The organism is Coleofasciculaceae cyanobacterium (assembly GCA_036703275.1).
Taxonomy (GTDB): domain Bacteria; phylum Cyanobacteriota; class Cyanobacteriia; order Cyanobacteriales; family Xenococcaceae; genus Waterburya.
In genome coordinates this window covers 170,270-189,237 of the sequence record DATNPK010000111.1, presented here as the reverse complement: position 1 = coordinate 189,237, position 18,968 = coordinate 170,270, and the positions used below count along the sequence as shown (strand labels likewise).

21 protein-coding genes and 1 pseudogene are annotated in these 18,968 nt (G+C 38.6%); 16 read left to right on the top strand and 6 right to left on the bottom strand.

Annotated features, from left to right (window positions below; translation table 11 throughout):
* Positions 1-671: 671 nt before the first annotated feature.
* A complete protein-coding gene (locus V6C71_25805) occupies positions 672-809 on the top strand; it encodes a hypothetical protein (protein ID HEY9771873.1) in 138 nt (45 codons plus the stop codon).
* Between the two features lie 665 nt (positions 810-1,474).
* On the opposite strand, the gene V6C71_25800 is transcribed toward V6C71_25805, so the two are convergent.
* Together V6C71_25800 and V6C71_25795 are read right to left on the bottom strand one after the other, a co-directional pair.
* Positions 1,475-1,909, bottom strand: coding sequence for a nuclease A inhibitor family protein (locus V6C71_25800; GenBank protein ID HEY9771872.1), 435 nt, complete (start codon positions 1,907-1,909; stop codon positions 1,475-1,477).
* 127 nt (positions 1,910-2,036) lie between these two features.
* Positions 2,037-2,885, bottom strand: a complete 849-nt coding sequence (locus tag V6C71_25795; GenBank protein ID HEY9771871.1) for an alpha/beta hydrolase — start codon at positions 2,883-2,885, stop codon at positions 2,037-2,039.
* Positions 2,886-3,086: 201 nt separating this feature from the next.
* Here V6C71_25795 and rnhA point away from each other — a divergent pair, with 201 nt between their 5' ends.
* A complete protein-coding gene (gene rnhA / locus V6C71_25790) occupies positions 3,087-3,707 on the top strand; it encodes a ribonuclease HI (GenBank protein HEY9771870.1) in 621 nt (206 codons plus the stop codon).
* 19 nt (positions 3,708-3,726) lie between these two features.
* Here the strand turns inward: rnhA and V6C71_25785 are convergent, their stop codons facing one another.
* A complete protein-coding gene (locus V6C71_25785) occupies positions 3,727-4,266 on the bottom strand; it encodes a DUF2854 domain-containing protein (protein ID HEY9771869.1) in 540 nt (179 codons plus the stop codon).
* A 70-nt stretch (positions 4,267-4,336) separates the two neighbouring features.
* Between V6C71_25785 and V6C71_25780 the strand changes: the two genes are divergently transcribed.
* The 13 genes and pseudogenes from V6C71_25780 (at position 4,337) to V6C71_25720 (ending at position 15,580) form a co-directional block, all read left to right on the top strand.
* Entirely contained in the window at positions 4,337-4,516 is a 180-nt protein-coding gene (locus V6C71_25780) for a hypothetical protein (protein ID HEY9771868.1), read from the top strand.
* Positions 4,517-4,934: 418 nt separating this feature from the next.
* Positions 4,935-5,378: a GNAT family N-acetyltransferase gene (locus V6C71_25775; protein HEY9771867.1), complete on the top strand. Its 444-nt coding sequence runs from the start codon at positions 4,935-4,937 to the stop codon at positions 5,376-5,378.
* Positions 5,379-5,559: 181 nt separating this feature from the next.
* On the top strand, positions 5,560-5,883 hold the full coding sequence (locus tag V6C71_25770; protein ID HEY9771866.1) for a hypothetical protein: 324 nt from the start codon (positions 5,560-5,562) through the stop codon (positions 5,881-5,883).
* Between the two features lie 312 nt (positions 5,884-6,195).
* Positions 6,196-7,728: a photosystem II chlorophyll-binding protein CP47 gene (psbB, locus tag V6C71_25765; GenBank protein ID HEY9771865.1), complete on the top strand. Its 1,533-nt coding sequence runs from the start codon at positions 6,196-6,198 to the stop codon at positions 7,726-7,728.
* A 162-nt stretch (positions 7,729-7,890) separates the two neighbouring features.
* A complete protein-coding gene (locus V6C71_25760) occupies positions 7,891-7,986 on the top strand; it encodes a photosystem II reaction center protein T (GenBank protein ID HEY9771864.1) in 96 nt (31 codons plus the stop codon).
* A gap of 162 nt (positions 7,987-8,148) precedes the next feature.
* A complete protein-coding gene (gene nrdR / locus V6C71_25755; protein HEY9771863.1) occupies positions 8,149-8,679 on the top strand; it encodes a transcriptional regulator NrdR in 531 nt (176 codons plus the stop codon).
* A 495-nt stretch (positions 8,680-9,174) separates the two neighbouring features.
* Entirely contained in the window at positions 9,175-10,224 is a 1,050-nt protein-coding gene (locus V6C71_25750) for a 30S ribosomal protein S1 (GenBank protein ID HEY9771862.1), read from the top strand.
* Positions 10,225-10,305: 81 nt separating this feature from the next.
* Positions 10,306-11,046, top strand: coding sequence for an HAD family hydrolase (locus V6C71_25745; GenBank protein ID HEY9771861.1), 741 nt, complete (start codon positions 10,306-10,308; stop codon positions 11,044-11,046).
* A gap of 92 nt (positions 11,047-11,138) precedes the next feature.
* Complete coding sequence (gene metK, locus V6C71_25740; GenBank protein ID HEY9771860.1) at positions 11,139-12,392, top strand: methionine adenosyltransferase; 1,254 nt, start codon at positions 11,139-11,141, stop codon at positions 12,390-12,392.
* A 165-nt stretch (positions 12,393-12,557) separates the two neighbouring features.
* On the top strand, positions 12,558-12,944 hold the full coding sequence (locus tag V6C71_25735) for an NINE protein (GenBank protein ID HEY9771859.1): 387 nt from the start codon (positions 12,558-12,560) through the stop codon (positions 12,942-12,944).
* Positions 12,945-12,973: 29 nt separating this feature from the next.
* Positions 12,974-13,489: a ComEA family DNA-binding protein gene (locus V6C71_25730; protein ID HEY9771858.1), complete on the top strand. Its 516-nt coding sequence runs from the start codon at positions 12,974-12,976 to the stop codon at positions 13,487-13,489.
* 86 nt (positions 13,490-13,575) lie between these two features.
* A pseudogene (locus tag V6C71_25725) lies at positions 13,576-14,724 on the top strand (TIGR03032 family protein).
* Positions 14,725-14,839: 115 nt separating this feature from the next.
* On the top strand, positions 14,840-15,580 hold the full coding sequence (locus V6C71_25720) for a succinate dehydrogenase/fumarate reductase iron-sulfur subunit (GenBank protein ID HEY9771857.1): 741 nt from the start codon (positions 14,840-14,842) through the stop codon (positions 15,578-15,580).
* A 189-nt stretch (positions 15,581-15,769) separates the two neighbouring features.
* Here the strand turns inward: V6C71_25720 and V6C71_25715 are convergent, their stop codons facing one another.
* Together V6C71_25715 and V6C71_25710 are read right to left on the bottom strand one after the other, a co-directional pair.
* Positions 15,770-16,126 carry an iron-sulfur cluster assembly accessory protein gene (locus V6C71_25715; protein HEY9771856.1) on the bottom strand — a complete coding sequence of 119 codons (357 nt, stop codon included), beginning with the start codon at positions 16,124-16,126 and terminating at the stop codon, positions 15,770-15,772.
* Positions 16,127-16,410: 284 nt separating this feature from the next.
* Entirely contained in the window at positions 16,411-16,746 is a 336-nt protein-coding gene (locus tag V6C71_25710; GenBank protein ID HEY9771855.1) for a hypothetical protein, read from the bottom strand.
* A gap of 564 nt (positions 16,747-17,310) precedes the next feature.
* Between V6C71_25710 and V6C71_25705 the strand changes: the two genes are divergently transcribed.
* The gene (locus V6C71_25705; GenBank protein HEY9771854.1) at positions 17,311-17,691 is read left to right on the top strand and encodes an alr0857 family protein; all 381 of its coding nucleotides are present in this window, start codon (positions 17,311-17,313) and stop codon (positions 17,689-17,691) included.
* Between the two features lie 56 nt (positions 17,692-17,747).
* On the opposite strand, the gene V6C71_25700 is transcribed toward V6C71_25705, so the two are convergent.
* Entirely contained in the window at positions 17,748-18,722 is a 975-nt protein-coding gene (locus tag V6C71_25700) for a hypothetical protein (protein HEY9771853.1), read from the bottom strand.
* Between the last annotated feature and the right edge of the window lie 246 nt (positions 18,723-18,968).

Genomic DNA, 18,968 nt, shown 5'->3' with positions numbered 1-18,968 from the left:
GATTTATTTATAATTCCGCAAAGAGTATTTTAGCGTTAAATTGTTGATGGTGAGACAGTCCGTTGCAGTGAAGCAGTGCGTTGCCCTAAAGGATATGCCCTAAAGGATTCCCTTCGGTCTCGGAGCTTATCCTTTAGGACTAACTTCGTGTGACGCGCTAGCTTATACTAAAGCCCTAAAGGATTCCCTTCGGTCACACTCGCTTCGCGACGCGAAGCTAGTCCTTTAGGGCATCGTCCGAAGGTGTCCCTGAACGGATACACCTAAGGATATACCATGCACGGGAATCCTTTAGGACGCGGAGGTATCCTTCGTTGTAGGAACTGTCGAACCGGAAGGGTTGAAGGGAGATAGGGCGCGATTGGCCTAGCCTAGCCGCAGGCATCGCATCGTATCAATAAAAGGCTAAATGTTAGTATTTGGATAATGATATTTGATTGGGATACCAAATTATCTCTGGCTGAATTTAAAGAAGGTAAGCTAAAAGTTCAAAGTGCTGTTGATGCTATCAGTGAGTTGCAAGAATTTATCCAGCATGAATAATGAGTAAAATTGTTGTTTCCAGTAAATTCAAAAGAGCATTTCGTAAATTTACTCGTCATAACACGCAGCTATAAGCAAAAATTGAGAAAGTAATTACTAAATTATCTGAAGATACTTTTAATCCCACTTTGGCAACTCATAAATTAGAAGGAAAGTTAGCCCATTTATTAGCTTGTTCTTGCGGATATGACTGTCGTATTGTCTTTGAAATAGAGCAAAAAACTGGTGAGAAACTTGTTGCTTTATCAAAAAGAAATGAAGAGTAATGTAAACAGACATCTTAAAAGAATGGACAATTATAAATAGAAATTTGAAAAATATAAATAAAAGATTAAAATAAAAAAACCTGATAATAGAAACAATTCAAGATTAACCCAAGCTCTGAAAATGCCCATTAAAACGAAGGGTTTCACTTCTACACTATAGTGCGATAATGCGATAGTGCGATCTAAAGCTAGCTTGGATTTATAAAAGTGCGTCAAAAAGATTCGCATAAACAATTCCGCCATTATGATGGTCGTGCGACAACAGTACCATTTCATAAAGGAAGAGATATTTCCCCCAGGTTATTACGACAAATCGCTAAAGATATATATCTGAAAATTGATGAGTTTTTAGATAACAGGTAAATTTTGAGAAAGCGATCGCATTTCCCGTCGCGTTAATCAGGTGATCGCATTAGTATTCTGTTGTAAGGGCGATCGCTTTTAGTAGAATAAAATACAAATTTTATACAGGATTAAACTTAGATATTTTAACTGAAGCAATACAACGAAGTCGAAACAATAACCATACAGAAGTAGGTAGATAGTTGATGCAACAATTTCAGAAGCAAGAAAATTAGACCTTGCTGATTTAAGCTATGATTTGCGAATAAAAAAGGTGGCAAATGAACGTAAAAGTCATGATTTTAGAGAATATACAAATTGCTTCAAGTTGTAATTACTTTAGTAGTTAAACCAGCGATCGCTTTATTTGCCGTTTCGCCCAAGATATAAACATCAATTTCTACTTGTCCTAATAAATAAACTCGGATATCTGTTAAATTTTCTGCCATTAAATTTACTAAAGCCTGATAACGTTTTATTTCGTCTTTCTCCTCTTTATTGTGCCATGTTTGTTCTTGGGTAACAGAGGCAAAGAAAGAGTGAAATTCTTGAATCTCTATTTTTAGCTCAGGGGAATAATTATCATGCTGCAATAAAACGTTTTGAGCAAAATTTGCTGCATCTTGGCAATAATATACCTGAAAGGGATATTCTGCTTCACTAAGCCACAGCAAATCTACGCTAGCTAATTCTAGTTTTTGAATTAACTCTCGATCACGAAGTGATTCTAACCTACCAACAAGATTATTTTCTGTCATGTATTTCTAATAGAATCAGGAATTATTTGCAAGAGCATTAATTATCTTAATAAGTTAAATCTGGGAATTATTTTGTCCACAGATAAAAGAGCTGCTGCCGTGATTTGAATTGACTTAATTTGGTAGATTAGGCAACTGCGCTATTAACTTGAAGAAATTCTTTAATTGCTTTCAAATAGGCTGTCTTGTCTTCTAGCATCGGAAAGTGAGAGGTTTGAGGCAGCTCTATATAGTGAATATTGTCATTTAGAGCTGCCGCTTGTTTCCCCATTTTCGCTGGGATAATAATGTCTTTTTCTCCTGACACCATCAGAGTAGGCACGGTTAACTTGGCGAATTCTTGAGGCATAGTTTCTACGGCTTGTTTACTGACGGAAGTATAGATTGTTCCTACCGCAGCTTCGTAGTCAGCCAGCAAGAAATCTTCTAAGAAAGCTAGGCGATCGCTTTTATTAATTGGACGATGTAAAAACCGCGCCATAAACATTCTGTCAGCAAAGGGAAATTTTAAAAACCAGTCATAGCGAAACTTTACTACATATGCGCCAAACTTGTGAAAGGCGGCAAAGGCTTTGGCATCGTATTCAAAAATTCCATTACAGGTAAGAATTGCCTGCTGTACTCTTTCTGTGTAGCGGTTAAGAAAAAAGGTAGCAATTGAAGCTCCCATTGAATGAGCGTTCAGATAAACTCGATCGAGATTTAAGGCATCTAACAAAGCAGCCAAATCGTCGGCATAGTCTTCCATAGCGTATCCCAAATCTGGCGCATCTATTGGTAAGGTAGAACGACCAAAGCCACGTAAATCGTAAAGCAGACAATCAAAATTATGGGCAAGAGCGATCGCAGTACTATTCCAGTATCTTCCTGAGCCTCCCCAACCATGAACAAAAACCATCACGGGCTTGGAAGAGTTTTCTGACTGTCTAATCCACTCATAATAGTGATTTACACCACGAACATCTACTATCGGCATACTAAATTGTTAATCAATATAGATTTCTAATATCAAGTTTATTCCTTGATGCAATCAGTTTCTCAGTTGTTTTAATTGTTTTAACATCGCTCCTCAATGTTTATGTTTGCTCGAGTAAGCGATCGCGATTGTTCAACCTTGCAAAACCCAAGTTTAAATGGATTATCATAATAGGCGTAAATTACGAGGTTGAGGTTAGCAATGGATTATAAAAATAGAATTATGACGGAAGTTGAATCTCTACCTGAATCCTTGTTGCCTGAATTATTAAGCTACGTGCAAACTCTCAAACCCAAAGCAGCACCTTCTAAAATAAAGCTAACAATTAAACCAAAATCATTTTCAGAAGACACCAACACTATTATTATCTATACAGATGGTGCTTGTACGGGAAATCCTGGTGCGGGGGGATATGGTGCAGTAATTATCGATGGCGATCGCCGTGAAGAGCTGTCTGGTGGTTACAAACTTACTACTAATAACCGTATGGAGATGATGGGCGCGATCGTCGCTTTAAAATCGCTTAAACCTAATTCTCAAGTCAAGCTACACAGTGACTCTAAATATATCGTCGATGCAGTGGTTAAAGGCTGGGCAAAAAAATGGCAGTCAAACGGTTGGCGCAGAAATACCAAAGAAATGGCGAAAAACCCCGATCTATGGCAAGAATTACTCGATCTGTGTCAAATACATAATGTCGAGTTCAAATGGGTTAGAGGTCATGCTGGGATACCAGAAAACGAGAGATGCGATCGGCTAGCAGTTGCAGCGGCACAGCAGAGAAATTTACCATTAGATGTGGGTTATGCCGAATCAATCTAAATATTACATTTGTTTCAGCTTAAGATTTGATTAATGCCACATTAATGCGAGATTCTTTAGGTTGAGTAATTTCCGCTTTAATATCCGGACCAAAAAACTTTTCGATTTTCTCTTGTCTTTCTTTCCAGTCTTCTAAGGAGAAAAAGGGTGAATAGTATTGCATCAGTAGAGTATATGCACCGTCTCTAGATTGTTCTTGAATGCCAGCTAATATTGGTCTTTCTTCGTCTGTGGGGCTTAAACCGAATTTAGCCAAACAGTCATCCAGGTGCGCTTCTTGCCCATAACGAAAGCGAGTTACATCTTTACGTAACTGTTCTTGGGTGGGAGTTGCTTGCGATCGCAATGCTTTTACTTCTGGAGTAGTCTCTGCCATGTAAGGTACTGGCTTAAGCTCAGACGCTTTAAGGGCTAATCCACCTAACAGTAGAGGTATTCCATAGAAAAAACCTGCTAGATTAAGAGTGTTCATCCCTACGGCATAGGCATAAAATCCTACAGCGGTTAAAATTCCTCCCACAGTTAAGCCTACTGCCGCTAATGGTATTTTGCGCAACATAAAAAAAATTGTTTAAATTTGTTAATATTGTCTATTCTAGAGCTATTGGATACTAGGTTTAAATAAAATTATGGACAAGGTAGATATCAAAGCCAAAATCGTACAAATGAATTCTAAGAGAGATTCTTTAGTAGAACTTCTGGAGAGACCAAACTTAGGAACTTTGAGGATCGACGTCGATCAAGCCCTGGAAGAATTGGACGAATTGATTGAAGAATTTAACGAAACTTTCCCTGAAGAGAAAGTATAAAAAAATTGTTTTTGATTTGAGAAAGCAAATAGCAAGTACTACCACGTCTAGGCTAAAATGCTGGGCTAATTCCCCCAAGGCGAGCGAGCCCCTAAAGGGTTCGGCACTTTGCGACGTAAAGCTAGTCTATTACGGATAAGCTACGAGACCGAAGGGAATCCTTTAGGGCAAATTATGCACGGGCATATCGCCGAAAGGCGTTTATTCTCATTGCGGTAAGGACAAGCACCCACCGCATTGGGTGCGAAAGCAAGAGTGCGGCTATCGAGTGAATGCGCGAGAATTGGGGTAGGGGCTGAAAATAATTTTCAATACCCAACAAATCAATCTAGACGCGCTCTTTTGGTTGGTTTAGCATCAGCATAACCCAACCATAATTAAGGCATTTTTCGGGTTTTACGTTGAACTAAAACTGCATATGGAAATATTTAAAGCCAACATAAAACAATTGAATGATGTTGCTTTTTTGTTTGACCAATATCGAGTCTTCTATCGACAAAATTCCGATCTAAAACAGGCAAAACAGTTTATTAAAACCAGGTTGCAGCAACAAGATGCGGTTATTTTGCTAGCTACTAAAAATAATCAACCCGTTGGTTATACTCAGCTATTTCCATCTTGGTCTTCTGTGTCAATGCAAAGAGTCTGGATTCTTAATGATTTGTTTGTACTTCCAACAGAAAGAAACAAAGGAGTTGCTAAAGCGTTAATGAACGCAGCTAAAGAATATGCTGTATCTACTAATGCTGTTCGGATTATTCTCGCTACAGAAGTAACTAATAGCATTGGTCAAAATCTTTATCAATCAATGGGGTATCGCAAATTTGACGAGTTTTATCATTATGTACTGGCGATCGCCTAACTAAGTTATCATAATCTTTACTACCACAAGCTAAACCAATCTAAGAATATCGATTCTGGCTTTTAAAGCATGATGATTTGTGACTTATTCTAAAAAATAAATAAGAGTTGGAAATTAATAGCCGATAGCCTGCAAAACTTTAGTTAATTTCCAATTCTAGACGTAAATAACTTTTGGCGCAGTGAAATATTTTTTTCTGAGTGATGGCTGGATTTATGGCAGAGTTTGGGAGTTTGGCGGATTATGGGATCAGGTTAGTTGGGGACGAAAGCCTGAAATCAAACGTCTTGACTGTGGTATCTTACAGCAGCAAGAAATTCTTTGGCTTTATGCGGTCGAGGATGCCGTATTAATGGTGGAAGTAGAGCCTGAACGAGATTTTCAAGCTACGCCTAGTATCGGACAGGTAGTACTAAAACGATTAATCAGTGCCGAACAGGCGATCGAGGTGCTAAATCATGCTGAATCAATATTTAATTCCGCTACCAAGAACAAGAGAAGCTGAGTACAGATTAATTTTTTACTATTTTTGTTACATAACTTAACTTTTATGGATAATAGTCGATAAATCTTGCAATAGGTTCTAACAATAGTTACACTTCTTTAAATAATAGTAATTTCAAGTCATCCTTGAATAAGCCCATTTTTTGTCGACCATACCAGAATTTTTGGGGTAACGACAAGGCTTGCAGCATAAATACAGATGACAAAATAATAGTCAGCTTTGGCATTATTATTTTAATAGTAACGTTGGAGTTAGCCAGTGTTATCTGGTCATACTAAACAAATTATTTAATTGATAGGAGGAGCGTAGTCTATGGGACTACCTTGGTATCGAGTTCACACAGTCGTCCTGAACGATCCAGGAAGACTAATCTCAGTCCATTTAATGCACACTGCTTTGGTAGCAGGTTGGGCGGGTTCTATGGCTCTATTTGAGCTGGCAACTTTTGACCCTAGTGATGCTGTCCTAAATCCTATGTGGCGACAAGGTATGTATGTACTACCTTTTATGGCTCGTTTGGGTGTAGACACATCTTGGGGTGGCTGGAGTGTTACTGGTGAAACTGGGGCCAGCGCTGGGTTTTGGTCTTTTGAAGGTGTGGCGATCGCGCACATCGTTCTTTCTGGTTTACTGTTTCTCGCAGCAGTATGGCACTGGGTATATTGGGATTTAGAATTATTCATCGATTCCCGTACTGGTCAGCCAGCTTTAGATTTACCAAAAATGTTTGGTATTCATTTATTTTTATCTGGTCTACTTTGTTTTGGTTTTGGCGCATTCCACCTTACTGGCTTGTGGGGTCCTGGAATGTGGGTCTCAGATGGCTTCGGGTTGACTGGTCACGTCCAGGGAGTAGCTCCAGAATGGGGCCCTGGTGGGTTTAATCCCTTTAATCCTGGGGGTGTTGTGGCTCACCATATTGCTGCTGGTGTTGTAGGCATTATTGCAGGTTTGTTCCACCTCAGTGTTCGTCCGCCTGAGAGACTTTACAAAGCTCTGAGAATGGGTAACATTGAAACAGTTCTTTCTAGTAGTATTGCCGCAGTATTTTTTGCAGCTTTCGTAGTTACAGGAACTATGTGGTACGGTAATGCTACTACTCCCATCGAATTGTTCGGTCCTACGCGTTATCAGTGGGATCAAGGTTACTTCAAGCAAGAGATCCAGCGTCGTGTTGAAACTGCAATGGACGATGGTTTAACTCAAGCTCAAGCATGGTCGACAATTCCTGAAAAATTAGCATTTTATGACTATGTAGGCAACAGTCCCGCTAAAGGTGGGTTGTTCCGTACAGGTTCTATGGACAGTGGCGATGGTATTGCTCAAGATTGGTTAGGACACGCAGTATTTACTGATGCTGAAGGACGCGAATTAGAAGTTCGTCGTATGCCTAATTTCTTTGAAACATTCCCAGTTATTTTGACCGATGCTGATGGTGTAGTTAGAGCGGACATTCCTTTCCGTCGTGCAGAGTCTAAGCTTAGTGTTGAGCAAAGTGGCGTTAGCGTTTCCTTTTATGGTGGTGCATTAAATGGTCAAACCTTTGATAATCCATCTACCGTAAAGAAATATGCACGTAAAGCTCAACTGGGAGAAGCCTTTGATTTTGATACCGAGACTTTAGGGTCTGACGGTGTATTCCGTACTAGCCCGCGTGGTTGGTTTACCTTCGGTCATGCTGTATTTGCTCTATTCTTTTTCTTTGGTCATATTTGGCATGGTTCTCGTACATTATACCGAGACGTATTTGCTGGCGTTGACCCCGAGCTAGAAGAAGAACAGGTAGAATGGGGCTTTTACCAGAAAGTGGGTGATAAATCTACTCGTGCTGCCAAAGAAGCATAACACTTAGCTGTTTTAAGGTCTAGCATGGTTGGGAAGACAATATTTAAAATATATTTAATTTGGATGTCTTCCCAACATAAATCCAATCAATTGATTGAAAAACTCTAACTTCAGTTATTTTGTTGGTAAAATAACTAGTAAAGACACTTTAGGAATTTAATTATGGAAGCTGTTGCATACATTTTGGTTTTGGCTATGGCAATTTCAGTTCTCTTTTTTGCGATCGCTTTTCGTGAACCACCCCGTATTGAAAAATAAATCAGCCAGTTAAAGTTAAGTATTTTTAAGAACTCTTCATTTCTGAGTCTTTTTTAGTTATTGTCCATTGCGTAACGGACTATGATTAAAGAAAACGGCTCAGATTTGTTGTTTATATAAACAATTTATAGCAAACATAATTAAGCATCCTTTTTAGAATTAATGCACTGTCCTAATTGTCAACATACGGAAAGCAGAGTATTAGAGTCTCGGTCTACAGAGAGTGGTCAAAGTATTCGACGTCGAAGGGAATGCCTCGATTGTAAACAACGTTTTACAACTTACGAGCGCATTGAGTTAGTTCCCATTACAGTAATTAAAAGGGATAGCAGTCGAGAATCTTTTGATCGCGCCAAATTGCTCCGAGGAATATTACGAGCTGGCGAAAAAACTAAAATGTCTTATCAAAAAGCGGAAGCTATTGTTGACAGTATTGAAGCCAATTTACAACAAAATTCAGGCAATGAGTTTAGTAGTAGTGATATTGGAGAACTAGTTTTACAAAATCTGCGTTACGAAAATGAAGTGGCATACATCCGTTTTGCCTCTGTATACAGAAAGTTTCAGGGAATCAAAGATTTTGTTGAAACTTTAAATCATCTTCAAAACGAAAATTCTCAGAATTCTGATTTTCAAGCTTGGCAAAATCCAAGTGCAAATTCTTCAAGCGCAATTGCCGACTATGTTTCTTAAACTTCTATTTGCTAAGTTCCATTGTTATAGTAGCGTAAATTTATCTTGTAAGGCTAATCATAAAGCGATCGCCTATTTTTTTGATTAATTAATTTTTGAACTGATTATTTACTCTTAGGTTAAAACCAAACTTAAGTCTTTTTGGATAATCAAATTTGATTAAATTTTAGAAAAATTTCTCAACGGCTAAAAACCCAAAAAAAGTTACCCTTACTCCAATAAAAAGTTACAATGGTATAATGCTATCTTGCCAACAGATAAAAACGTTTTTTCGCAAAGCGTTCTGTGGAGGTACTTTGTATCCTCTAGCTCAACACCAAGGCTTGTATCAAGCGCATCGACTCAAGCGATTTGGCTCTGCAAACGACAAAGCCGACTCTAGCAGTTAATTGGTAAATTTAGGTGTAGGCTGCACGATAAGTAGGTGAGTGTACATCAAGCAGGAGGCTCATCCAATCAAAAAAGTAAGGAAATAAACAAGGACATCTAACCCATATGGTCAATCAGCAAGCAAACAGCACTAAAGATATTGGTTTTACTCACGAAGATTTCGCTGCTCTCCTGGACAAATATGACTATCACTTCAGCCCTGGAGATATAGTAGCAGGAACTGTTTTTAGTATGGAACCAAGGGGAGCTTTAATTGACATTGGTGCTAAAACGGCTGCTTATATACCCATTCAGGAGATGTCGATTAATCGAGTTGATAATCCTAGCGAAGTTCTTCAGGCAGACGAGACAAGAGAGTTTTTTATTCTAACTGACGAGAATGAAGACGGACAGCTAACTCTTTCTATTAGACGCATTGAATATATGCGTGCCTGGGAGCGTGTCAGACAGCTTCAGCAAGAAGATGCCACAGTTCGTTCTAATGTTTTTGCTACTAATCGTGGTGGTGCATTAGTCAGAATTGAAGGATTGCGTGGTTTTATTCCTGGTTCTCATATTAGTGCTAGAGAAGCAAAAGAGGATTTGGTGGGGGAAGATTTACCCTTAAAATTTTTGGAAGTTGATGAAGAACGCAACCGCCTTGTTTTAAGTCATCGTCGTGCCTTGGTAGAGCGCAAGATGAATGGTTTAGAAGTGGGTCAAGTTGTCAGAGGTTCTGTACGCGGTATCAAACCTTATGGTGCATTTATTGATATCGGTGGAGTAAGCGGATTGCTTCACATTTCCGAGATATCTCACGATCATATTGATACTCCTCATAGCGTTTTTGGAGTAAATGATGAACTCAAGGTAATGATTATTGACCTTGATGCAGAAAGAGGTCGTATATCTCTATCGACCAAGCAGCTAGAACCAGAACCAGGTGATATGCTCAAAAATCGTGAAATAGTCTTCGAGAAAGCCGAAGAAATGGCCGAAAAATATCGTCAGAAACTCCTAGCCGAAGCTGAAGGAATTACTTTGGAAGAAGCAGTTGCGTCTGACGAACCAGTGGCCGATCAGGATGTGGCTGAGGAAGTAGCGACAGAAACAATTGTCGAAGATTCTACTGAAGATTTAGAAGGAGAAATGGTAGCCGCAGGAACAGAAGAGTAATTTTAATTACATTCTGTTTGAATTAAATGTTAGGAGAGGAAATTTCCTCTCTTTTTTTTATTAATTAATTGGAGAAAAAAATTGTCGATCGAGATCGGCTGTCAAGACTTAAAGTTTAATAATATAGCTGCCGTTATCTTTGATAAGGATGGTACTTTAGAAAACTCTTTGGCATTTTGGCGAGAAGTAGGTACAGAAAGAGCGCGTTTGATTGATGCTCAAATTCCAGGAGTAGGAGAACCTTTGATGATGGCATTTGGTATTTTAGATAATATCTTAGATCCTCAAGGTTTAATGGCAGTGGGTAGTCGCTATGAAAACGAAATTGCTGCTGCTGCCTATATCGCCGAAACTGGAAGAAGCTGGCATGAAGCCAGAAAAATTGCCCAGTCAGCTTTTACAGAGATATCTGAATCAAAATATTTAACCAAAACTTCAGAATCAGCTCCCTTATTTCCTGATGTTAGAGATACTTTTCAATCTTTAACTAGTGCAGGTTTAAAAATAGGCATTCTCTCAGCTGACTCTACAGAGGAAGTCAAGAAATTTATGGCTAGTCACCAATTACAAGACTATATACAGTTATGTATAGGAGTAGATAATGAAATTACCAAACCAGATCCACGGCTTTTCTGGCAAGCTTGCCAAAGTTTAGGCGTTTTAGCTGAGCAAACCTTAATGGTAGGGGATGCTGTTGGAGACATGATGATGGCAAAGAATGCTAAAGCAGCTGGAAAAATTGGCATTTGTCGTTACCAAAATTACCAACTTCCCATGGCAGATGTACAGATTAATAGCCTGTTAGAAATTCAAACTTTGTAATTTTTGAAGAAACCTGTATTATATTTTTTAATAGTTGAGTATTTAGGTTGATATACCACGTCAAGTAACAATAATTCATAGAGGATTACGAATTGTCTAATAATTATCTATTTACCTCCGAATCAGTCACAGAAGGTCATCCAGATAAAATTTGCGATCAAATTTCTGATACTATTTTAGATGCCATATTATCTCAAGATCCCGCCAGTCGTGTAGCAGCAGAAGTAGTTGTTAACACTGGCTTAGTCTTGGTTACAGGAGAAATTACGACTAAAGCTCAAGTAAACTATGTAGATTTAGTTAGAAACAAAATTGCCGAAATTGGCTATACTCATGCAGAAAATGGATTTTCAGCTAATAGCTGTTCAGTATTAATTGCTCTGGATGAACAATCACCAGACATTGCACAAGGTGTAACCTCTGCTCAAGAGCAGCGTGAAAATCTAAGTGACAGTGAACTGGATGAAATTGGCGCAGGCGACCAAGGACTAATGTTTGGCTATGCTTGTAATGAAACCCCTGAATTGATGCCTATGCCGATTAGCTTAGCTCATGGCGTGTCTCGACGTTTGGCAGAGGTACGTAAACAGGGTGAACTATCTTATCTACGTCCTGACGGTAAAACTCAAATTTCAGTTCAATATGAAGACGGGAAACCTGTCGGAATCGATACCATACTTGTTTCTACTCAGCACACCGAAACTATTGGTGATATATCCGAAGGTAGTGATGTTCAAAAGAAAATCAAAGATGACTTATGGTCTGCCGTAATTCAGCCTGTATTTGCTGATTTAAAATTAAAACCTAACGACAACACTCGTTTTTTAGTCAATCCTACAGGTAAATTTGTAGTTGGCGGTCCTCAAGGTGATTCTGGACTGACAGGTCGCAAAATTATTGTTGATACTTATGGTGGTTACTCTCGTCATGGTGGCGGTGCTTTTTCAGGCAAAGATCCCACAAAAGTAGATCGCAGTGCTTCTTATGCTTGTCGCTATGTCGCTAATAACATTGTGGCAGCAGGTTTAGCCGATAAATGCGAAGTACAGGTTAGTTATGCTATTGGTGTTGCCAGACCGGTTAGTATCTTTATCGAAACGTTTGGTACTGCTAAAGTTACGGAAGAAAAGCTTTTAGAGCTAGTTAAACAACACTTTGAGTTACGACCAGCGGGGATTATTCAAACTCTCAACTTACGTAATTTACCTCAAGAAAGAGGTGGTCGTTTTTATCAAGATGTAGCTGCTTATGGACATTTTGGTAGAACCGATCTTGATTTATCTTGGGAAAAAACTGATAAAGCGCAGCTATTGAAAGAGTATTTGTTATCAAAAAGCGCAGCTTGATAACTTAATTTATCAGATTGAGCGAGCAATTTAATATTTTTTATGAAGCTTAGTTAAACTAAGCTTTTTTATTTTTAATAATTAACCTCAATCATTTGCCATACATCCAAAAAAAATAAGCTAAAGTAAATTCAATTCTCAAGCTTAGTCAGGTTTTAAATGTTAGTGCTGGATAAATTTTTCAAATATTATAAGAATCGACGTATTGCGGTAGCGTTAGCTTTGCTAGGTACAGTTACACCGATCGTAGGACTCCATAAGCTATATTTAGGTCAGCCAGTCTGGGGAATTATTTATCTTCTTTTATGGTCTACGCCCATATCTCGCATTGCTGCTGCCGTTGACGCCGTATGGTATCTGGTTCAAGATCTCGAACAATTTGAGCGTCAATTTAATGGTCATAGCCAGTACAATCTAAATCTTAACACCTCACCTCAGGTAAAGGCGATCGCTGAAGCCCTGCGAGAACTAGATCGCCTGCGTGAAGATGGCTTACTCACCGAATATGAATTTGAGCAGAAGCGCCGTCAGCTATTAGAGCATATTGCCTAAACAATAGACAATTAAAAACTATTAATTCTATGTTTGAACTATCTCAAATTGGCATTAGACATAAAATAGCTAACGATCCTTACTATCGTTTTCAATCATTACGAGAAATTGCGATCGCGGCTGAATTGGGAATTAAAATAGATGTTAATCAAGCGACGGTTGATGATTGGCTGAGGTTACCAGGATTGTCGATTCATCAGGCGCGATCGTTAGTAGAATTAGTCACAATGGGAGTGCAGCTTGTTTGTCTTGAGGATGTTGCTGCTGCTATTAGTGTTCCTACACAGCGTTTGAGAGCTTTAGAACCTATATTGGCTTTTGCCTATTACGATCGTCTTAGTCCTCTCAGTCCAGAAAAAACAAATCTTAACACTGCTTCAGTTGCTGAAATTGCTACTATTGCTGGAATTAATTCTGACCTAGCTCAAGAGTTTTTTAAGAATCGCCAAGAATACGGTAGCTATCGAAACATCGTCGATCTACAGCGTCGCTTGAATCTCAACAGTGACTTAACATCACAGCTAATGCACTATATCAGATTTTAAAACGCAAACCCAATCAATACTGAAGCAGGTGGCATAAAAACTATCGAAGTGATGACTAATTGCTTCTATCCTATTTTTTAACTTTTATGTCTCAATCTGCTGATGCCAAAGAAGCGGCAACATCGCAAAATGAACCAATGCGCAGCGTTCATACTAATAATTTTCCTGAAATTCTGCGTCAGTTAAACATTTCCTTAGTAATTTCTACTTACCAAGCAGGGAAGGTAATTATCTTACGTGCTGATGATCAGCAGCTCAATACCCACTTTCGGCTCTTTCAAAAACCAATGGGAATTGCCGTAGACCGACACAAAATCGCCCTTGGCTGTAATAGTCAGATATGAGAATTAAATAACGTTTCTGCTGTTGCAGCAAAGCTAGAGCCAAGAGGAAAACATGATGCTTGTTATCTGCCTCGTCGCTCCCATATTAGAGATATTGATATTCATGAGATGGAATGGGGCGGTGCAAATAAATCGCAATTGTGGTTTGTCAATACTCGCTTTTCTCTTTGTACTCTGGATCAAAACTATAGCTTTGTGCCTCAATGGCGGTCTATTTTTGTTACCGTACTAACTCCAGAAGATCGTTGTCATCTTAATGGTTTGGCAATGGTGAATCATCAGCCCAAATATGTAACTGCTCTAGGAGAAACCGATAGTATGGGTGGCTGGCGAGCTAATAAAGCTAATGGTGGTATCGTCATGGACATAGTTAGCAATGAGGTTGTTAGTCGGGGTTTATCAATGCTTCATTCTGCTCGCTGGTATGGCGATCGCCTATGGGTGTTAGAATCTGGACGAGGTAGTTTGTCCGTTGGCGATCGCGAAGCTAGCACCAAACTAAGCGGTACAAGCCAAAGTCATTGCACTACTGGAAAATTGCAAACTGTTACTACTCTGCCTGGCTTTACCCGTGGCATCGATTTTTATGGTTCACTAGCCTTTATTGGACTATCTCAGGCAAGAGAAACAGCGGTATTCAGCGGTATTCCTCTAACTGAAAAACTTAATGAAAGAATTTGCGGTGTTTGGGTAGTAAATATCCAAACGGCTCAAACTATTGCCTGCTTAAAATTTGAAGATGCGGTGCAAGAAATATTTGCGGTTAAAGTCTTACCTAATATCTGCTTCCCTGAAATTGTTGATTGGGATGAACAATTAATCGGTTCTTCTTATGTTTTACCCGATGAAGCGTTAGCAGATGTTCCCAAAGAAAAACTATCTATCCGTTAGTTTTGTTAAATTAAGTAATGTTCAGTCAAAAAGCTAAAAGCTAAAAGCTAACAGCTAATAGCTAATAGCTTCGAAAGTTAATTTCAGCAAAGCTGTTGCAGATTAAACGTAATTTATGAAGATCAATTTAAGAGTTTGGCGACAAAGCAATCCTGATAGTTCAGGTAAACTAGAAGAATACACCGTATCTGATGCTCATCCTAGTATGTCTTTTATTGAACTACTGGATGTTTTAAACGAACAGTTGATCAAAAGCGGTCGAGAACCTGTAGCTTTTGATGTTGACTGTGGTGAAGGCATTTGTGGCTCTTGTGGCATGATGATTAATGGAGTGGCTCATGGAGAGCAAAAACAAACTGCGGTATGTCAGTTACACCTGAGGAGTTTTAAAGATGGAGATACAATAACCGTAGAACCCTGGCGTGCTAAAGCTTTTCCTATAATTAAAGATCTAGTAGTCGATCGCACTGCATTTGATCGCATTGTTGCTGCCGGTGGTTATATTTCTGTTAGTACTGGTGCTGCACCCGATGCCAATTCTTTACCTGTAGCTAAAGAAAATAGCGATCGCGCTTTTGATTATGCAGCCTGTATTGGTTGTGGTGCTTGCGTAGCAGCTTGTCCTAATGCCTCTGCATCTTTATTCACTGCCGCTAAAGTTTCCCATCTAGCATTACTGCCTCAAGGACATCCCGAACGTAAACAACGAGTACTCAATATGACAGCACAAATGGCAACCGAAGGCTTTGGCGACTGTTCTAATCACGGAGAATGCACTGCTGTCTGTCCCAAAGGCATTCCCCTAGATGCAATTTCATCAATGCGTCGAGAATACATCAAAGCGATCTTTGGTTGATGATGTTGATTATTAATTGTCACTATTGGATTAGCTTCAAAATAAATGCAGCTAAGAAAAATATATAGATAATAAAAAATTTGAAGGCAATTTTTTCATCCTCAAGCAATAAAAAACAGACTCATATAATCAGTCTGTCTTGAGCAAATATTTAATTTGACTAATTTTACCGATATGTCTACAAAATTCCTATACGCCGAATGACTTACCACAGCCACAGGTTTGAGCAGCGTTGGGGTTGGTAAATTCAAAACCACCACCAATCATCGCGTTGCTATAATCTAAAACCAAACCATAGAGATATAAAAGACTTTTTGGATCGCAAACAATCTGAAACCCATCATAGTCAAATACTTCATCGCTATCGCTAATCTTTTCTGATTCTTCAAAGTCCATCATGTAAGACATTCCCGAACATCCACCCTGACGAACACCTACCCGCAGACAAAGCTCCTTTCCTTGTTGTTCTTGCAGCATTTTAATATGTTTAAAAGCTGTTGGAGTCAGTAAAATTCCTCTTTCTCGAGTTTTCGTAGCTTCTGTCATCTGTTTTAATAACTCCTTTTAAATTTACGATTAAGTAATAAAATCAGTAACTTGGTACAGTTGCTAAAAATTTACTATGGAACTTAGATTATTTTTATTTTAGATTCTTTTTCTACTTAATGAATAGAGGATAATCATAACTCGGTAATATTGCTGAATTCAAAAATAGAAGGTTAAAAAATGTCTAGAATTTTGAACGAGGATCTTGTGGAGAATTAGAAAGCCTGGTGGCATAAAGAGACTTGGATAGCACTTAGCTTCCTAATTCTCCAACCTTAGAAATACTATTCGGTTACGCTATCAACGCTCAGAGGCACTAAATCTCCGTAGATTGTAAATCCCAAAAGCATGGGTTCATTTTCTTGGATTAACTTACCAGTGAGGGCGCAGCTTTCATCTTTACGAGCGGTTGCCTCAACTGTGGCGCGAATATCAGAACGAGCAAATTGAGGGCGATAGTCTCCAGATTTTTGGTGAACATAGTTCCAAAGAATATCTCTAATCAAAGCTTGATAGCCTTGGTTTCCAGATAGTTCCTTCAGCTTGTCTTTGAGACTACGCTCCAAGCGAATACTGGTAACTTCCATTTCAGTTGTAGATGTGCGAGTTAGAGTTCGCATTTTTTTTCCTCTAGATACTAGACATATATGGTCCTATAAGTGTAATACAAAGAAGCTGGTTTGCAAACCCCTTTCGATAAATTTAATCTGGTTTTTATTACTTGCCGATTCAGATTTCTAATATAACGCGCTCGAACAATTGTTTATGGGTAGGAAATGATCCTGAGTGTCTATTTATTCACAGAAAAAGCAATTTGGCATATTTATTAGAACTCTAACCTATAAGTGCTTGAAACCAATAATATAGCAAGGCTTATAGCCTAAAAATCAATAAAAAATATTCGAGGTCAAAATCAAACAGCGGGCAGGATTGACACGAGATAGCCCGATTAATTTGAGCTGTTAACTTAACAAAAATTTACCAGCCTTGCTACTCAAACATCTGTCAGTGGGGTTTTTTGTAGCTTTTCCTACATAAAATAATCCAGCTAAGAGTGATTTGTGTCAATGCCAAAGCTGCAAAAATAGTCAAAAGTTAGTTATGAACTTGTTTAATTTGACAAGCATTACGAAAATCTGAAATCACAGCCAAGACAATTTTATATTTGAGGAGCCACGCATCTTATGCTAAAAATTACCTATTTAGAGGACGAAATCTATCTCGAATGTTTGCCAAAGTCTGTTGAAGCCTGGAAAGCAGACCGAATTCTAGTTAACTTACGTGCTGCGGTAAGTATATATATTGAATCTAGTATTGCCAGCTTAATACTGCCGATTAATTTTTCTGAACTCAAAAATTTAGAGAAATTAGCCAAAATAGAGTCGTTCGATCTTATTCCTTGTGATGACGAATATATCGAGGTTTCTTTATTGGGTACATGGGTAGCGCAAAGTCAAACCAGCGAAAAAGGAATATTTGTTTGTGAACTAAGTCCTGAAAGCGAACGTTTTCTGTACAAATTATGGCAGGAATCTCAAATTAAGACTTCTTTGATCGGTGAATGATGGTGAATGATATAGCATTAATTAGCCATTTAATGTTGTGATTCCCAATCAAAAAATTAATCTGTAAAATCGATATTTTTATTTAAACAAAAGAAATTGATTAATTCTTGCAAACTGATGTTATCTTGCGTCGGCATTATTGCAGTAATTTTTGCCATATTTTCTTGATTGAAGCCAATAAAAATTTTATCTCGTAAAATTTGACGAGCTTGAGGAGCAAATTCCGAAATTTCTAGTTCAAATCTAGCCTGTCTTTCGTAAGCTAAGCTAATCATAAACCGAGTCATGGCAAGTAATCTTGCCTTAATTATGTCGTCGTCAAAATAATTAGAGCGATCGCAATTGAGAATTAAATCTTCGAGATCGGGATTATCTTCTAAAAAAACCAAGATTCCATCTTGAATATAATTTTCTATTCCCTCCATGCCTAAAGCACCTAAATCTGCCAAAGCAATAATGCTACCTACTATGGATATTTTAGGTTGACGATTATAGAGATAAGGCTGATAAATCGAGTTGGGTGAGAAAGTATACTCCGCTTTACCTGCTTGGGGATCGCGATCGCAGATTGTTGCAGCGATCGCATCTTGAATAATTTGCCGATCGAGATCGCTAAAAAGAATTGAGTGATTGAGATCGCCAGCTGCCAATTCTTGATTCAAGTTTTGAATATATTGCAGTAGTTTATTAGCAGTTTCAGTTTCACTCAGTCCTACCTGACGTTTGCGAGGCTGATTAGCTGCACTAGGAGGGTCAAATAGCTGCACCATATCATGAGCTAACCCACAAAGATTGATTAAGTTTTCTAGCCGTTCTAATTCCTCATCAGAGTTATCTTGAGACAGAACAATTTTAATCTCTTGAAAAATATTATTGGCTCGACGTTTTACTGCTAAGGCATGGTCTAGATTATGGTAGTAAAGCCGTTTGTCCTTGGTTTCTTGAATAATTTCGGCTCGAACGTAACTTTCCACCAGCTGAACTGTTTCTGCAAATGAACTTGGCTTTTTATCCCTGTGATTTTGTTTCATGAGCAAATTGCTGATTGGTGCAGTCCTAAAAGATACACCTTCGGATATCGCTACAACAACAGATGTCTTCTAATCGAGACTCGTTCACGGTGTAGAATTCGCCGAACTTTTACGTGGTTATGTTCTACAAGCGCGAAGCAGCGTTGACGGGGGAACTCCGCTTGAGCTTTGCTGAGCAAGAAACTGGTGAAACACCATCCTAGCCCACTTGTATACTCGCTTAGACTGCTAAAAAATATGCACAAC

Excerpts from the sequence above, each read along its gene's own strand:
- V6C71_25800 (HEY9771872.1), bottom strand. The coding sequence starts at position 1,909 with ATGACAGAAAATAATCTTGTTGGTAGGTTAGAATCACTTCGTGATCGA.
- V6C71_25795 (HEY9771871.1), bottom strand. The coding sequence starts at position 2,885 with ATGCCGATAGTAGATGTTCGTGGTGTAAATCACTATTATGAGTGGATT.
- rnhA (HEY9771870.1), top strand. The coding sequence starts at position 3,087 with ATGGATTATAAAAATAGAATTATGACGGAAGTTGAATCTCTACCTGAA.
- V6C71_25785 (HEY9771869.1), bottom strand. The coding sequence starts at position 4,266 with ATGTTGCGCAAAATACCATTAGCGGCAGTAGGCTTAACTGTGGGAGGA.
- V6C71_25780 (HEY9771868.1), top strand. The coding sequence starts at position 4,337 with ATGGACAAGGTAGATATCAAAGCCAAAATCGTACAAATGAATTCTAAG.
- V6C71_25775 (HEY9771867.1), top strand. The coding sequence starts at position 4,935 with ATGGAAATATTTAAAGCCAACATAAAACAATTGAATGATGTTGCTTTT.
- psbB (HEY9771865.1), top strand. The coding sequence starts at position 6,196 with ATGGGACTACCTTGGTATCGAGTTCACACAGTCGTCCTGAACGATCCA.
- V6C71_25760 (HEY9771864.1), top strand. The coding sequence starts at position 7,891 with ATGGAAGCTGTTGCATACATTTTGGTTTTGGCTATGGCAATTTCAGTT.
- nrdR (HEY9771863.1), top strand. The coding sequence starts at position 8,149 with ATGCACTGTCCTAATTGTCAACATACGGAAAGCAGAGTATTAGAGTCT.
- V6C71_25750 (HEY9771862.1), top strand. The coding sequence starts at position 9,175 with ATGGTCAATCAGCAAGCAAACAGCACTAAAGATATTGGTTTTACTCAC.
- V6C71_25730 (HEY9771858.1), top strand. The coding sequence starts at position 12,974 with ATGTTTGAACTATCTCAAATTGGCATTAGACATAAAATAGCTAACGAT.
- V6C71_25720 (HEY9771857.1), top strand. The coding sequence starts at position 14,840 with ATGAAGATCAATTTAAGAGTTTGGCGACAAAGCAATCCTGATAGTTCA.
- V6C71_25715 (HEY9771856.1), bottom strand. The coding sequence starts at position 16,126 with ATGACAGAAGCTACGAAAACTCGAGAAAGAGGAATTTTACTGACTCCA.
- V6C71_25710 (HEY9771855.1), bottom strand. The coding sequence starts at position 16,746 with ATGCGAACTCTAACTCGCACATCTACAACTGAAATGGAAGTTACCAGT.
- V6C71_25705 (HEY9771854.1), top strand. The coding sequence starts at position 17,311 with ATGCTAAAAATTACCTATTTAGAGGACGAAATCTATCTCGAATGTTTG.
- V6C71_25700 (HEY9771853.1), bottom strand. The coding sequence starts at position 18,722 with ATGAAACAAAATCACAGGGATAAAAAGCCAAGTTCATTTGCAGAAACA.